This window comes from uncultured Bacteroides sp. (assembly GCF_949298305.1).
Lineage (GTDB): Bacteria > Bacteroidota > Bacteroidia > Bacteroidales > Bacteroidaceae > Bacteroides.
The window spans coordinates 21,651-36,717 of sequence record NZ_CASFWU010000012.1; the positions used below are offsets into that span (position 1 = coordinate 21,651).

A 15,067-nucleotide genomic window follows, 5' to 3' on the forward strand; every position below is an offset into this window, starting at 1 on the left:
TGATGTTTACTCCGTTTCTTCCACTGCCTCGCCTCCGGGTATCGGGGTGCCGGCAGTCCAGTCGTTCACCGTCACGGAACCAAGGGTCAGGGCATCCTTGCCCACGGACAGTCCGAAGGTATAGGCCTTCCCCGGCTCAAGTCCGGTTTGGGTCAGCTGGGTATGGCTGGCCTTTACGGTCAGCGTCCCTCCCGTACCAGTTTTCAGCGTGAGGAAATGGTCCGAAGCGCTGTACTTGCCCGGCAGCAGGATGGCCGTGAAGCTGTGTTGGGCCGCTGCGCTCTCATCCTTCGTCAGCAAGCCGGTGACCGTAGTAGACCCGGCCTCAACGTCCAGCGTCTTTCCCGTAATCCCAGTTTCTTGGGTCGGAAGCGTAAAGACCGGAGCCTCGAACTCGGGTTTCTCCGTTTCGTACTGGGTTGCGTAGTCGGTAATCTTCACCGTGACCTTTGCCAACTGGTGCTCGAAGTTCAGTGACAGCGTGGCGTCGTCGGGCTTTGTCATGCCAGGCTCTTCGGCCAGCATCCAGTCGGCACGGCCCATGTAGTTGGCATTGCCGGGCTCGTCGCTGCTCTGGTTGGCAGGAAGTGTAAACGTCGTAAAGGAGGTGGAGGAAGCCTCATCGTAAGGATAGAAGGCCTCGAAGGAGTTATTCACACCGGAGATCCACACAATGTAGCCGGACGCAGCCCCGGGCGTCCATGCGCTGCCGGAGTAAGTGTAATGTGACTCCTTCTTCCCCTCGACAGCTCCGGAAGTGGTATTGGTTACAAATATCCGGTCGCCGGTGTCCCACGTATCGCCTTTACCGGTACTGTTGACACGGGTATTCGGCGAGGCTATGCCGGCCTGGATGTGTACCGCCATCGGGTCGTTGGCGTAGGTCAAAAAGGTATCCTCATTGTGCTGGCAAGCGGACAAGGCCCAAACGGAAACGGCTGCCAGTATAGTTTTTACGGTTTTCATATCTGTTTCTGTATTTACGTTCTACATCGGTTATTCGGTCACCAGTCCGCCTTCCACATCGACTTCCGTCCAAGGTTCTGCCTGGATGCCTCCAAGGCTAACCTTGTCACGGCCTACGGTAAGGGTGAGATTGTATTCATTGCAGGGTATGAAATGCACGCTTTCATCGGAACGGAAAGTGTAGATTTTTCCACCGGCCTCAATGTCCACCGTCCAATCTTCCTCCAGATCCTGCGGCACAAGGATACACTCGTATTGCGTTCCTGCCTGCGTGGGACACAGGTGTATCGTCTGGTCTAGACCGACGGCGGAAGAAGTGACTTCCCCGGTTTGCAGATTGATGGACGCAGTAAGGGCGCAGCCGGTGAAGGTGACGGACGTAAATGTCACATCGGCATCCAGTTCGCTTCCCCGTTCCAGTATCACATTCAGTTTGGACAGTATATGATTGAAGTTCACAGCAATGGCGTTGCCGTTCCTGGCGGTTGTAGTCTTTGGTAAAGCAAGAAGGAAATCCGACTGCTTGACATTCGCTTCGGAGCTTTGGTCTGCCTGTACGGTGAAGGAATAGTTTTCATCCGTGACTGCTTCGTCATAAGGCAGGTAGGCATAATAGCTGACATTGGCATCGTCGTTCATCCAAAGAAGTTGGGTGTCTCCTGTGGTCCAGCCCTCATCGTAGGTCACCTTCAGGTTGGAACAGTTATAGCGCTGATCGTTGCCAGAGCCATCAGTTGTCAGAAAAAGGCCGAAACTGCCTTCGGTCAGTTCTCCCTCGGCATATCCGGCCCGGGTATCCGTCCCGTTGATGCCGGCCTGGATGTAAATGGGGGTGTCTGCATAGTCTGTTGTCGGGCTTAGAGAATTGTCATTGTTACAAGCCGCCAATATCATGGACAGCAATGCAATGCTTAAAATATTTCTGCTTGTCATCGTATTATTATAATGATTTGTTAGAATTCACCGTTCTTTTATCCGGCCTCGCCCCCCGATAAGTCTCCTCCACTTCCCCATCCGTTGACAGAGATGCCGCCCTCGGCGATACTGAGTGTGATGCGGTCGTAGGCCACACCGAGATTGAGGTAAGTGATGCGTCCGGGTGTGAGGGTGATGTCTTTGTCAGGGCGGAAGGTATAGTTGTTGCCGTCCACCCGGAAGGTGAGGCACGTTTCGCCTGCCCGGAATGTCTGCGGAATGACGGTCAGCAACGAACAGCCTTCCCACATGCCTGAAAAGTCGCCGCTCTCCGTAAAGGCGCCGCAAGCCACCTGTTCCGGGATGCCAGATGGAACCAGCCGTTCCTCTTCGTACTCCACGGTGGCCTGTGTATATGCCCTCAAGGTGACATCCACAGGCTCCAGTGCCGCCAGCTGTTCATCTTCCAACTGAATCCGTATGCCGACCTGAGACATCAGATGGTGCAGCCTTAGATTCACATGTCCTTTGGTCGCTTCGGCCTGATAGTCCATCAGCCAAAGTTCCTGATGGGAAGCGTCGGCCACAAGAGACTGGGGCAAGGAAGTCAAATCTTTCGTGGTTTCTCCGCAACTGATGGCCACAAGGTTCAATGAAGCATATCTGTCCAAGACCGGAGGAGTGCCATCCTGCCACGTCGAGCTGACAGGGTCGTACCAACAGCAAAAGACCGACGCCTCGTCCATAGTGCCGGTAAACCCGGCCAGCAGCACAGGATGCGCATAGGAAGTTGCACCGCTCCCTGTGCTTCCCCACGTAAGCCCGACGGACCAGGAAGGAGGTTCTTCCATATTTTGAGGCTCAGGATTGATTGCACAGGCGGTCAAAAAGAACATTCCCGCCAACATACCGTAAATCTGTCTTTCCATGAGTGAAATTATTATCTTCGTTCAGGCCGCATACATATCTGCCCGTTGCTGTCTGCAAGAAATTAAAACATTCCTCTCCCCATATCTCCTCCGTCGGTTGCTCCACCCGAAATGTCGTAGCTCGCCGTCAGGAGGGGGCCTTCACTCTGAATTTCAATTACCTCGCAGTGAGGTGCCTCGTAGGAGGTCGTCTGAAGTTTTGTCTCTTTTGTATTCATAAGTCGGTTTTGTCAAAAACGTTATATAGGCAAGCATATCATTCGCCAGCTTCCTCCTGCGGATTTTCTTCTCTGCCTTCGAGTACGCGGGTAGCAAGGAAGCGGCGGTAGTCTGTGGGGCTGATGCGGAAACGGTTCACGAACGAACGGTAGAAGGTAGTGTAGGAACTGTAGCCCACCCTTTCGCCCACTTCGGCCAGCGACATGTCCGGCATCTGCTCCATCAGCACCACGGCCTCCTTCAGGCGGCACTCGGTGATGTAGTCCTGCAACGAACAGTGGGCCTCCTGCATCAGCGCCTCGTACAGGCGGTTCTTTGACACGCCCAGTTCCTTCATCAGCGCGTCGCGGGTCAGCTGCGGGTCGGCATACATACGCTGCGTGCGCATGAGCTCGGTCAGACGGTTGAACAGTTCACGGTTACGAACCGTAGCGGCCGTCTCGGTCTGCTCCCCACCGTCGGGAACGGCAGGTTGCGACGCAGCCTTCGGTTCGGCCTGAAGGCGGGCATACTCGCGGATGGTGGCACACAGGGCCTCGTTCTTGCGGCGCAGGGCGCGCAGGTAGAGCACCAGCAGCACACAGGCCAGCAACAGCACACAGGCAGCGGCTCCGATGCCGATGGCCGTCAGGCGTGCCTTTTCGTGGCGGGCTGTAGCCAGTTCCTTCTCCTGCTTCAACTCACGCAGGCGGTATATTTTAGTCAGGCGGTTCAGCTGTTCGTCAGTCTGGAGGATACGGACCGTGTCGGCCACATCGGCAAAACGATAGTAGCAGTCGGCAGCCTCGGCCGTGCGGCCCAAGTCACGGTAGAGACTGGCAAGCGAGCGCAGGTAGTCGGCCAGCAACGGATAGTTGCGGTGCTCCTCCCGATACTGCACCAGCATGCGGAAGATGCGCTCCGCCTCAGCGGGGTTTCCAAACCGGCTCTCGTAAGAGGCCAACGTGTATTGCAGGGTTTCTTGCTGCGAAGGGTCGGCGTAAATCCGGTTATAGGCCAAGGTACTGTCGCGCCAGGCCGTAGCCTTGTCACGGTTGCCCAGACGGCAGTAGATGTCAATGTATCTGACGGCATGTTTCAGTCTGGCCACAGGATTGACGGGTATTCCCTTCGACTGCTCCCAACAGCGGATAAGGGGAGCCACCGAGTCATTCATGGCCAACGCGTCCTCCACCCGGTTCTCGGACAGATAGGTGTACACCAGGTTGAAGCCGCAACTCACGGCATGATTGTAGGCCTTCACCTTGATGAGGGCAGGCATGGACTTGTGGTAGTAACGGTCGGCCTCGTCGGGCTGATGGTTGTTCTGGTAGCAGCGGGCCAGGCAATAGTCGGCCGTCGCCACGCCCAATGCATGCCCCTCGCGGCGGGCGTAGTCACCCATGTCGCGCGTGGTTTCCAATGCTTCGGCATAGTCGCCGAACTGCTGCATGCGGTCTACCAGCAGATACCAGATGTTATAAAGGTTGGCGGTGTCGGCGCATTGCCGGTAATGCTCCAGAATGGCGTTCATCTCATCCATGTACCCCTGCTTGTCGCCCATCTGATAGAAATGTTCGGCGGCAGCTGAGCGGAACACGTATTCAAAGTGCCTGCTTCCTTTCCGCTCGGCTTCGGCAAGTCCCCGCCGTTGCATGTCAAAGAAGGCATCGGTACGGATACTGTCGAACATCTGCATGGAAAGTACATAGAGTGCGGAATCGCCGAAGAACGGGTCCTGCTTCTCCGGCTCTGCTGCATGGACGGAAGAAAAGCCCACACAAAGGAAAAGAATCGTATAAAAGAATGCTTTAGCCATCATTCACATCATTATTATTACTCAAGTTCCGGCTTTACCGAACAGGAAATCGACGAAGTCAAACTTGCAGGAGTCAAGGAATCAGAAGGAGTCACCGTCCGCCCGGAACAGACTGAAGAGTTAAAACCGAAGCTTTATCTCACACCGGAAGTTCCTTCCAATGGCACCGGCTAAGCCCTTTAACTTCTTAACAACCAGAAGAATATTAAAAACAATACTTTCGTTACTATTGAAGATACGGCGGACTGTCTGACCGGCGGACCCGCAAATATATAAAATAATTCAACTTCGTGTACCATTGGCCCGAAAGAATAGGCCGGCAACTTGCTGTGCCTTCTCATCGGTCTGCCGTTCACGTCGGTCGAATCTGTCACTACATCCAAAACCTCATGGCCGCCACCATAATCACAGACAGCCGGAGGCAAGACTACCGGCATCAGAAAACAGTTGTGGGGGGGATGATAGGGAGACCAAACAGTTTTCGGCAGTTTGCCAATCTGTTTGACCGTCATCTAACCTTCGTTCTGCCCGGCTCCCTTTTTCTCCCAAACATTCAGACGCCTTTCGTCTAAAAAAAATATATATAGAAGTGTTCGTGTTCACTTATCATTCGGCCGCACACCGGCTACCCAGGCCTTGAGCTCCGTTCGACCGCTGTATATAATGTTTCAGCGAGGCTGAAGAAAGATGCTCAAGGAAAAGCTTATGCCCCAGAGCCTCGTCCATCTCGCCGAACCCGCTGCGATAGACCAGCTCATCTTCGGCCTGCCCGCTCCGCACCTCCTCGGGCGGAAGGACAGACAGACAGCAGACATAGGCGTCTGCCGAGGGGCGGTAAAACAAATACACCCAAAAACAAGTTTCTATTCCGGTTCTCATTGTTACGTCCTAAATTGTGCTGCAAAGGTAGAGGGGAGGGACGGTACGGGCATTGCAGATTGTCACAAATACATTGCAAATTGTCCTGAACAAGCAAAAAAAGCCTGCAAACAGCAGCCGCAGGAAGAGAACCGGCAGCTTACAAAATTGCAAAAAAGAGCCTTTTCATCGAGTTTTTCGTGAGAGATGAGCTTGTTGCAAAGAGAACGAAGGCCTGCTACTGCCCCAATGCCGAAGTAGTCCTCCGTCATGATAGCAGCAACTGAAAGGAATAAGGGACAATGGTTATCCGCCGGAAAAAAAACGATATTTTAAGGCACAACCCGCTAAAAAAAGGCGGCAAGTTTGCGAATAAACAACGATTGACGTTATCTTTGCAGCAGCAATTCCATCTGCGGAACCATCCCAACAAAGAGACTCCACACCTGACAGCTACTTTCCGCCATTAACAAAACCAGTCATTATGATGAGAACAAAAGGAATACTTTTTATACTATTGATGCTTGTGTTCGTTGCCTGCGAGGAGAACGTACACCCCGATCAGGAGACACCCAACCAAAACCAAAAGACCCTGTTCATGTACTTTCCCTGGTCGGGAAACCTGACCAGCTATTTCTACCAGAACATTGAGGACATGGAAGAGACCATTGCCCGTATCGGGCTGGAGGACGAACGCGTCATTGTATTCATTTCTACCAGCAGCACGGACGCCGAAATGTTTGAGATAACCTGCGAAAAAGGTATCTGCACCCGGGACATCCTGAAAGAATACAGCAATCCACCCATTACAACACGGGAAGGGATTACTGCCATACTGAACGACATGAAGGCTTTTGCCCCGGCACCCGTCTACGCCATGACCATCGGCTGCCACGGCATGGGATGGGTTCCCGTGGAAAGTGCGGAAGCGCGCTCGGCATACAGAATTATTCCCCACTGGGAATATACGGACGGCCCGCTGACCCGCTACTTCGGAGGAACGACCGCCGCCTACCAGACAGACATCACCACCCTGGCCGGAGGTCTTGAAGACGCGGGCATCGTCATGGAGTATATCCTGTTTGACGACTGCTACATGTCGTCCATCGAGGCGGCCTACGACCTGCGATTGGTAACCGACCACATCATTGCCTGCCCCACCGAAATCATGGCCTATGGTATGCCCTATTCCACCATCGGCGAACACTTGCTTGGCGACCCCGACTACGAAGCCATCAACAAGGAATTCTACGACTTCTACTCCAACTACACGTATCCCTACGGCACATTGGGCATTACCGACTGCAAGGAACTGGACGCCCTGGCAAGTATCATGAAAGAAATAAACAGCCGATACTCTTTTGATGAAAGCCTTCAAAACGGCCTGCAACGCATGGACGGCTACACGCCTGTTCTGTTCTACGACTTCGGCGACTACGTGACAAAACTGTGCGGCGATGCCGATTTGCTGGCTGCCTTCAATGCCCAGCTGGAGCGCACCGTCCCTTACAAGACACACACCGAACAATACTATTCGGCCTACCGCGGCGAAGTAGACATCCATACTTATTCGGGCATTACCACTTCAGAGCCCAGCAAACACCGGTGGGCCGCCAAGGTTACGGAAACCAACTGGTACAAAGCCACCCATTAAGCCGAAAGCACAGAGCCAGAGGCCAAAAACATTCTAAAAAGCGTGTTTTTTTGTAGAAAAACGACGAACAGGGACGGCCATTCAGCGGCCGTACAGAAAAATATTCGTATTTTTGCCGCCAATGGAATTTACGATTTGCCTATATATAATAAGGAAAGAGGATAAGTATGAATAATATACCAACCGTCACCAAAAACCTGCTCATCATCAACGTGCTGATGTATCTCGGCACGATTGCAGCCGAGAGGTACAACATCGACCTGAGCGAATACCTGGGGTTGCACTTCGTCCTGTCCGAACACTTCAACGCCGCCCAGCTGATTACCTACATGTTCATGCACGGAGGGTTCACCCACTTGTTCTTCAACATGTTTGCCGTCTGGATGTTCGGCCGCATTCTGGAGCAGGTGTGGGGACCGCGGCGCTTTCTGTTCTACTACCTGCTGTGCGGCATCGGAGCCGGACTCATCCAGGAGGTGGTGTCGGGCATCCATTACTACGCCCAGGTGTCCAGCATGCCGCCCGAAGCCGTAGAGGGTGTCCTCAGCGAGGGCGCCAAGGCCATGAGCCAACACCTGAACTTCGTGGACCCGGCCATGGCCAGCCTGAACCTGACACTGAACGCCCCCACCGTGGGAGCCTCGGGCGCCGTCTACGCCATCCTGCTGGGCTTCGGCATGTTGTTCCCCAACCAGCCCATGTTCATCTTCCCCCTGCCCATCCCCATCAAGGCCAAGTATTTCGTCATGGGATATGCCCTGATTGAGCTGTGGTCGGGCATTGCCAACAATCCCAACGACAATGTGGCCCACTTCGCCCACCTGGGAGGTATGATATTCGGCTTCTTCCTGATTATGTACTGGAGAAAAAAGAACAGAGGAAATGGCTACTATTATAACTGACCTGAAAGATTCCTTCCGTCGAGGAAACATCTATATCCAACTGATTTACATCAACGTGGCGGTGTTTGTGCTGACCACGCTGAGTGAGGTTGTCATGCAACTGTTCAACCGCAGCATCATGGACGTGTTCGAGTGGCTGGAAATGCCCGCTTCGCTCACCCGTTTCGCCGTACAGCCTTGGTCGCTGTTCACCTACATGTTCATGCACGCCGGTGTGATGCACATTCTGTTCAACATGCTGTGGCTGTATTGGTTCGGCTCCCTGTTTCTGCAATTCTTTTCGGCCCGCCACCTGCGCGGCGTCTACTTGTTGGGCGGCATTTGCGGCGGCATCTTCTACCTGGCTGCCTACAATCTCCTCCCTTACTTCCGCCCCATGGTGGCCCACTCCTTCCTGTTGGGAGCTTCGGCTTCGGTGTTGGCCGTGGTGACCGCCACCGCCTACCGAGAACCCAACTACCCCGTCCGGCTGCTCCTGCTGGGCACTGTCCGCCTGAAGTACCTGGCCTTGATTATGGTGTTGACCGACCTGCTGTTCCTCACCTCCAACAATGCGGGAGGACACATTGCCCACCTGGGCGGCGCACTGGGCGGACTGTGGTTTGCGGCGGCACTGAGCAGGGGCAAGGACACGACTTCGTGGCTCAACGCAGCCCTCGACTTCTTCTCCTCGCCCTTCGGCGGCAGGCGGCGCAAGCCCAAGATGAAAGTGCACTACGGCGCCAACCGGCGGAGCGACTACGAATACAACGCCCGCAAGAAAGCCCAGTCCGACGAGATAGACCGCATCCTGGACAAGCTGAAGAAATCGGGTTATGACAGCCTGACCACAGACGAGAAGAAAAGCCTGTTTGACGCGAGCAAGCGATAGACGTCTTCCATATCAACCCCCTCAATCCAATCGAAGTGAAACATCTTGGTAGACTCGTCGCCCTGCTGCTGCTGGCACTCAACCTGCTGGTCACCGCCTTGTTGGTGCTCACCGCCTACAGCCCCTACATCCAGCCCACAACCCATCCGGTACTCTCGTGCCTGGGGCTGGCTTTCCCCATCTTTGCGGTAGCCAACGGCTGTTTTCTTCTCTTCTGGCTCGTGTTCCAATACTACAAATGTGCCCTGCTGCCCCTGGCCGGCTTCCTGCTGTGCTACCCGCAGATGCACACCTTCCTGCCCGCCAATTTCCATACGGACCACCTGCCCGAAGGCAGCATCAAGCTGCTTTCCTATAACATCATGGGCTTCGACGGCACATCAAAGAAAGACGGACAGAACCCCATCCTGAACTACCTGAAGGAGAGCGGAGCCGACATCCTCTGTCTGCAGGAATATGCTACATCGGGCTCATCCAGACACCTCACCCAAAAGGATGTGGAACAGGCGCTGGAAGCTTACCCCTACCACCGCATCACTTCAGTGGGCAACGCCAAGGGAAAAAACAACAAAGTGGCCTGTTACTCCAAGTTTCCCATCCTGTCGGCCCGGTTGCTGGACTATCAGAGCAACAACAACGGCTCTGTAGTCTACGAAATCAAGCTGGACAACGATACACTGACCCTTATCAACAACCACCTGGAGTCGAACAAGCTGACCAAAGAAGACAAAGTGGTGTACGAAGACATGCTCAAAGACCCCGAAAAGGAAAAGGTAAAAAGCGGAATGCGCCAGCTGATACGGAAACTGGCCGAGGCATCGGCCATCCGCGCCCCGCAGGCAGACAGCATCGCCAAGGAAGTGGCACGTTCCAAGCATCCATATATCGTAGTGTGCGGCGACTTCAACGACACGCCCATCTCCTACTCACGCCGCGTAATCGGACGGGAACTGAACGATGCCTTCACCCAATCGGGCCGCGGACTGGGCATCTCCTACAACCAGAACAAGTTCTATTTCCGGATAGACCACATACTGGTGAGCAAGAACCTGCACACCTACAACTGCACCGTAGACCGTTCCATCAAAGACTCCGACCATTACCCCATCTGGTGCTACATCGGCAGGTAGACGGAACTTCCCTACGGAATGCAGACTCATTTGAATCATTAATCACGGCCCTGCCACGGCAAAGGCCTCAAAACTAATACTAAAGAACAAATGTTGAAGAAAAGTATCCTTATTTTAGCAGCAAGCAGCATGATGTACGCCTGTACCCCAAAGACGGAAAGCAATCCGTTACTCGCAGAGTTCCAAACCCCTTACGGCGTTCCGCCCTTCAGCGAAATCAAGCTGGAACACTACGAGCCGGCCTTTCAGAAAGGCATTGAAGAACAGAACGAAAACATCCGGGCCATTGTGGACAACACAGATGCCCCGACGTTCGAGAATGTAATCGTGGCTCTGGACAACAGCTCGCCCATACTGGACCGCGTGGAAGGCGTGTTCTACAACCTGAACTCTGCCGAGACCAACGACGAGCTCACCGCCCTGTCCATCAAGATGGCTCCCGTCCTGTCCGAGCACAGCGACAACATCCTGCTCAACAGCGCCCTGTTCGAGAAAGTAAAGGCCGTCTACCAGCAGAAAGACTCTGCCGGACTGACCACCGAACAGCTCCGCCTGCTGGAGAAGAAATACAAGGACTTTGTCCGTTCGGGAGCCAACCTGCCCGCCGACAAGCAGGAACGCCTGCGCGAAATCAACAAGCAGCTCTCTACCCTGGCACTGACCTTCGACAAGAACCTGCTGAACGAAAACAACAGCTTCCAGCTCTTCGTCGACAAGGAGGAAGACCTGGCCGGACTGCCCGAATGGTTCCGCCAGAGCGCGGCCGAAGAGGCACGCAACGCCGGACAGGTGGGCAAATGGCTCTTCACCCTGCACAATGCCAGCCGCCTGCCCTTCCTGCAATATTCGGACAACCGCCCGCTCAGGGAGAAAATCTACAAGGCCTACATCAACCGGGGCAACAACAACGACGCCAACGACAACAAGAAGGTCATAACCGACATCGTCAGCCTGCGCCTGGAGAAAGCCCGACTGCTGGGATACGACAACTACTCCTCCTTCGCCCTGGACAACACCATGGCCAAGAGCCAGACGGCCGTCATGGACTTCCTGAACAACCTGTGGCAATATGCCCTGCCCAAAGCCAAGGCCGAAGCCGCCGAACTCCAGAAACTGATGGACAAGGAAGGCAAGGGAGAAAAACTGGAAGCCTGGGACTGGTGGTACTACACCGAGAAGCTGCGCAAGCAGAAATATAACCTGGAAGAGGCCGAAATCAAGCCCTACTTCAAGCTGGAGAACGTGCGCGAAGGCGCCTTTGCCGTGGCCAACAAGCTGTACGGCATCACCCTCACCCCCATCAAGGACATCCCCGTCTACCACCCCGACGTAGAAGTGTTCGAGGTGAAAGACGCCGACGGCAGCCTGCTGGGCCTGTTCTACACCGACTACTTCCCCCGTGCCGGCAAGGGCGGCGGAGCCTGGATGAGCAACTTCCGCGAGCAGCAGGGCGACATCCGTCCGCTGGTGTGCAACGTGGCCAACTTCACCAAACCCGTAGGCGACACCCCCTCGCTGCTCACCATCGACGAAGTGGAGACCCTGTTCCACGAATTCGGACATGCCCTGCACGGCCTCCTCACCAAGTGCAACTACAAGGGAGTGTCCGGTACCAACGTCGTACGCGACTTTGTGGAGCTTCCCTCCCAAATCAACGAACATTGGGCCACCGAACCCGAAGTGCTGAAGATGTATGCCCGCCACTACCAGACCGGCGAAATCATTCCCGACAGCCTGATTGAAAAAATCCTGAAACAGAAAACCTTCAACCAGGGATTCATGACCACCGAACTGCTGGCCGCAGCCATTCTGGACATGAGCCTGCACAACCTGACCGACACCGAAGGGCTGGACGTAGTGGCTTACGAAAAGAAGACAATGGACAGTCTGGGACTGATACCCGAAATAGCCCCGCGCTACCGCGCCACCTACTTCGGACACATCACGGGCGGATATGCCGCCGGCTATTACAGCTACCTCTGGGCCAACGTACTGGACAACGACGCCTTCGAGGCTTTCAAGGAAAACGGCATCTTCGACCAGCACACAGCCTGGCTGTTCCGCAGCAACGTACTGGAAAAGGGAGACAGCGAAGACGCAATGATTCTTTACCGCAACTTCAGAGGGGCAGAACCCCAACTGGAGCCGATGCTGAAAAACCGCGGAATGAAGCAATAATGCAAATATTTGACTTTCTTTTACTTCTGAATGTGAAAAAAAACCTATATTTGCAGCCTTGTATGGATTAACGATACATAGAAATCAATTAAAAAAGTAATTATAATAAACTAAAAGTAACATGCAAAACAAAGGATTTGTAAGGGTTTTTGCCATACTCCTCACCTTGGTGTGTGTGTTCTACCTCTCATTCTCTTTTGTAACTCGCCATTACACCAACAAGGCGAAAGAGTATGCAAAGGGCAATGAAAAGCTGGAACAAGACTACCTCGATTCGTTGGCAAACGAAAAGGTGTGGCTGTGGAACTGGAGCCTGAAAGATTGTAGAGAGATGGAAATCAGTTTAGGTTTGGACTTGAAGGGCGGTATGAACGTCATTCTTGAAGTCTCCGTACCCGATGTCATCAAGGCATTGGCAGACAACAAACCCGACGAAGCGTTCAACCAGGCACTGGCCAACGCCGCCAAGCAGGCCACAACCAGCCAGGACGACGTCATCACCCTGTTCATCAAAGAATATCACAAGCTGGCTCCGGGCGCACCCCTTTCGCAACTGTTCGCAACCCAACAGCTGAAAGACAAAGTCAACCAGAAGACTTCGGACGCAGACGTAGAGAAAGTTCTGCGCGAAGAGGTGAAAGCCGCAGTAGACAACTCATACAACGTGCTCCGTACCCGTATCGACCGCTTCGGTGTCGTTCAGCCCAACATCCAGAGCCTGGAAGACAAGATGGGCCGCATCATGGTGGAACTGCCGGGCATCAAGGAGCCTGAGCGTGTAAGAAAATTACTCCAGGGATCGGCCAACCTCGAATTCTGGGAAACTTACAACGCCAGCGAAGTGGCTCCTTACCTGCAATCGGCCGACAACAAGCTCCGCAACCTGCTGGCAAGCAACACTGAAGCCGACAGCACTGCCGTAGCCGTTGCCGACACAACCGCAACCGCCACTCCGGCCGCGCAAACCAGCACCGCCGACAGCCTGGCAGCCGCACTGAAGGGCGAGACACAGGATGCATCCGCTTCGTTGGAGCAAATCAAGAAAGAACATCCGCTGCTGGCCGTCCTGCAGGTGAACCCCAACGGTGGCCCCATCGTAGGTTACGCCAACTATAAGGACACGGCCGACATCAACCGCTACCTGTCCATGCCCGAAATACAGGCCGAACTGCCCAAAGACCTTCGTCTGAAATGGGGCGTTTCCGCATCGGAATTTGACCCGAAGGCACAGACATTCGAACTGTACGCCATCCGTTCTACCGAACGCAACGGACGCGCTCCGCTCGAAGGCGACGTAATCGTAGACGCCAAAGACGACTACGACCAGTACGGAAAGCCCTCTGTAAGCATGTCCATGAACAACGACGGTGCACGCCGCTGGGCACAGCTCACCAAGAAGGTTGCCGTCGAGAAGGGATGTATCGCCATCGTCCTGGACGGCTATGTATATTCCGCCCCGACCGTATCCAACGAAATCACAGGCGGCAACTCACAAATCACCGGACACTTCACCCCCGAACAGGCCAAAGACTTGGCCAACGTGCTGAAGTCCGGTAAGATGCCGGCTCCTGCCCACATCGTACAGGAAGACATCGTAGGTCCGTCACTCGGTCAGGCCTCCATCAACGCCGGTATCATTTCGTTCATCGTGGCCCTCGTGCTGCTGATGATTTACATGTGCACCATGTACGGTTTCATCCCCGGTATGGTTGCCAACGGCGCCCTCGTGCTGAACATGTTCTTCACACTGGGTATCCTTTCTTCCTTCCAGGCCGCACTGACCATGTCCGGTATTGCCGGTATGGTGCTGTCACTGGGTATGGCTGTGGATGCCAACGTGTTGATTTACGAACGTACGAAGGAAGAGCTCCGCGCAGGCAAGGGAGTGAAGAAAGCCCTGGCCGACGGTTACTCCAACGCCTTCTCGGCCATCTTCGACTCTAACTTGACGTCTATCATCACCGGTATCATCCTGTTCAACTTCGGTACAGGTCCCATCCGTGGTTTTGCCACCACGCTGATTATCGGTATCTTGATTTCGTTCTTCACAGCCGTGTTCATGACCCGTCTGTTCTACGAACACTTCATGAGCAAGGACAAGCTGCTGAACCTGACCTTCTGCACCGGCATCTCCAAGAACCTGATGGCCAATACTCACTTCGACTTCATGGGTCGCAGAAAAGCATGGATGACTACTACACTCATCGTTATCGTGGTTTGCCTCGGCTTCCTGTTTACACGCGGTCTGAGCCAAAGTATCGACTTCACCGGCGGCCGCAACTTCAAGGTACAGTTTGAGAACGCCGTAGAGCCCGAACAGGTACGCGAGCTCATCTCCAACAAGTTCGGTGATGCCAACGTAAGCGTCATCGCCGTAGGTACCGACGGAAAGACCGTCCGCATCAGCACCAACTACCGCATCCAGGAAGAAGGCAACAACGTAGACTCCGAAATCGAAGCCTATCTGTACGAAACGCTGAAGCCGCTGCTCACGCAGAACATCACGCTGGAGACCTTCATCGACCGCGAGAACCACACCGGCGGCAGCATCATCAGTTCGCAGAAGGTAGGTCCGAGCATCGCCGACGACATCAAGGTATCGGCCATCTGGTCTGTTGTACTGGCTCTGATCGCTATCGGTCTGTAC

General features: G+C 54.3%; 11 protein-coding genes. 6 read left to right on the forward strand and 5 right to left on the reverse strand.

Annotation, left to right across the window (positions count from 1 at the left end):
* Window positions 1-6 precede the first annotated feature (6 nt).
* The 5 genes from Q1Y74_RS02775 to Q1Y74_RS02795 all read right to left on the reverse strand — a co-directional run bounded on the left by Q1Y74_RS02775 (window position 7) and on the right by Q1Y74_RS02795 (window position 5,706).
* Window positions 7-966 (reverse strand): fimbrillin family protein, encoded by a 960-nt coding sequence (locus Q1Y74_RS02775; RefSeq protein ID WP_300812196.1) that lies wholly within the window; start codon window positions 964-966, stop codon window positions 7-9.
* A gap of 30 nt (window positions 967-996) precedes the next feature.
* The gene (locus Q1Y74_RS02780; protein ID WP_300812197.1) at window positions 997-1,899 is read right to left on the reverse strand and encodes a fimbrillin family protein; all 903 of its coding nucleotides are present in this window, start codon (window positions 1,897-1,899) and stop codon (window positions 997-999) included.
* Between the two features lie 38 nt (window positions 1,900-1,937).
* Window positions 1,938-2,810: a fimbrillin family protein gene (locus Q1Y74_RS02785; RefSeq protein WP_300812198.1), complete on the reverse strand. Its 873-nt coding sequence runs from the start codon at window positions 2,808-2,810 to the stop codon at window positions 1,938-1,940.
* A 256-nt stretch (window positions 2,811-3,066) separates the two neighbouring features.
* Window positions 3,067-4,830: an AraC family transcriptional regulator gene (locus Q1Y74_RS02790; RefSeq protein WP_300812199.1), complete on the reverse strand. Its 1,764-nt coding sequence runs from the start codon at window positions 4,828-4,830 to the stop codon at window positions 3,067-3,069.
* Between the two features lie 603 nt (window positions 4,831-5,433).
* Entirely contained in the window at window positions 5,434-5,706 is a 273-nt protein-coding gene (locus Q1Y74_RS02795) for a hypothetical protein (RefSeq protein WP_300812200.1), read from the reverse strand.
* 466 nt (window positions 5,707-6,172) lie between these two features.
* On the opposite strand from Q1Y74_RS02795, the gene Q1Y74_RS02800 reads away from it, so the two are divergent.
* The 6 genes from Q1Y74_RS02800 to secDF form a co-directional block, all read left to right on the forward strand.
* The gene (locus Q1Y74_RS02800) at window positions 6,173-7,339 is read left to right on the forward strand and encodes a clostripain-related cysteine peptidase (RefSeq protein WP_300812208.1); all 1,167 of its coding nucleotides are present in this window, start codon (window positions 6,173-6,175) and stop codon (window positions 7,337-7,339) included.
* 167 nt (window positions 7,340-7,506) lie between these two features.
* Window positions 7,507-8,241, forward strand: coding sequence for a rhomboid family intramembrane serine protease (locus Q1Y74_RS02805; protein WP_300812201.1), 735 nt, complete (start codon window positions 7,507-7,509; stop codon window positions 8,239-8,241).
* Complete coding sequence (locus Q1Y74_RS02810; protein WP_300812202.1) at window positions 8,222-9,112, forward strand: rhomboid family intramembrane serine protease; 891 nt, start codon at window positions 8,222-8,224, stop codon at window positions 9,110-9,112. The genes Q1Y74_RS02805 and Q1Y74_RS02810 overlap by 20 nt, the downstream gene beginning before the upstream one ends.
* Window positions 9,113-9,147: 35 nt before the next feature.
* Window positions 9,148-10,242, forward strand: a complete 1,095-nt coding sequence (locus Q1Y74_RS02815) for an endonuclease/exonuclease/phosphatase family protein (protein WP_300812203.1) — start codon at window positions 9,148-9,150, stop codon at window positions 10,240-10,242.
* 90 nt (window positions 10,243-10,332) lie between these two features.
* Entirely contained in the window at window positions 10,333-12,420 is a 2,088-nt protein-coding gene (locus tag Q1Y74_RS02820; protein WP_300812204.1) for a M3 family metallopeptidase, read from the forward strand.
* Between the two features lie 121 nt (window positions 12,421-12,541).
* A partial coding sequence (secDF, locus tag Q1Y74_RS02825; protein WP_300812205.1) for a protein translocase subunit SecDF occupies window positions 12,542-15,067 on the forward strand: 2,526 nt, incomplete at its 3' end.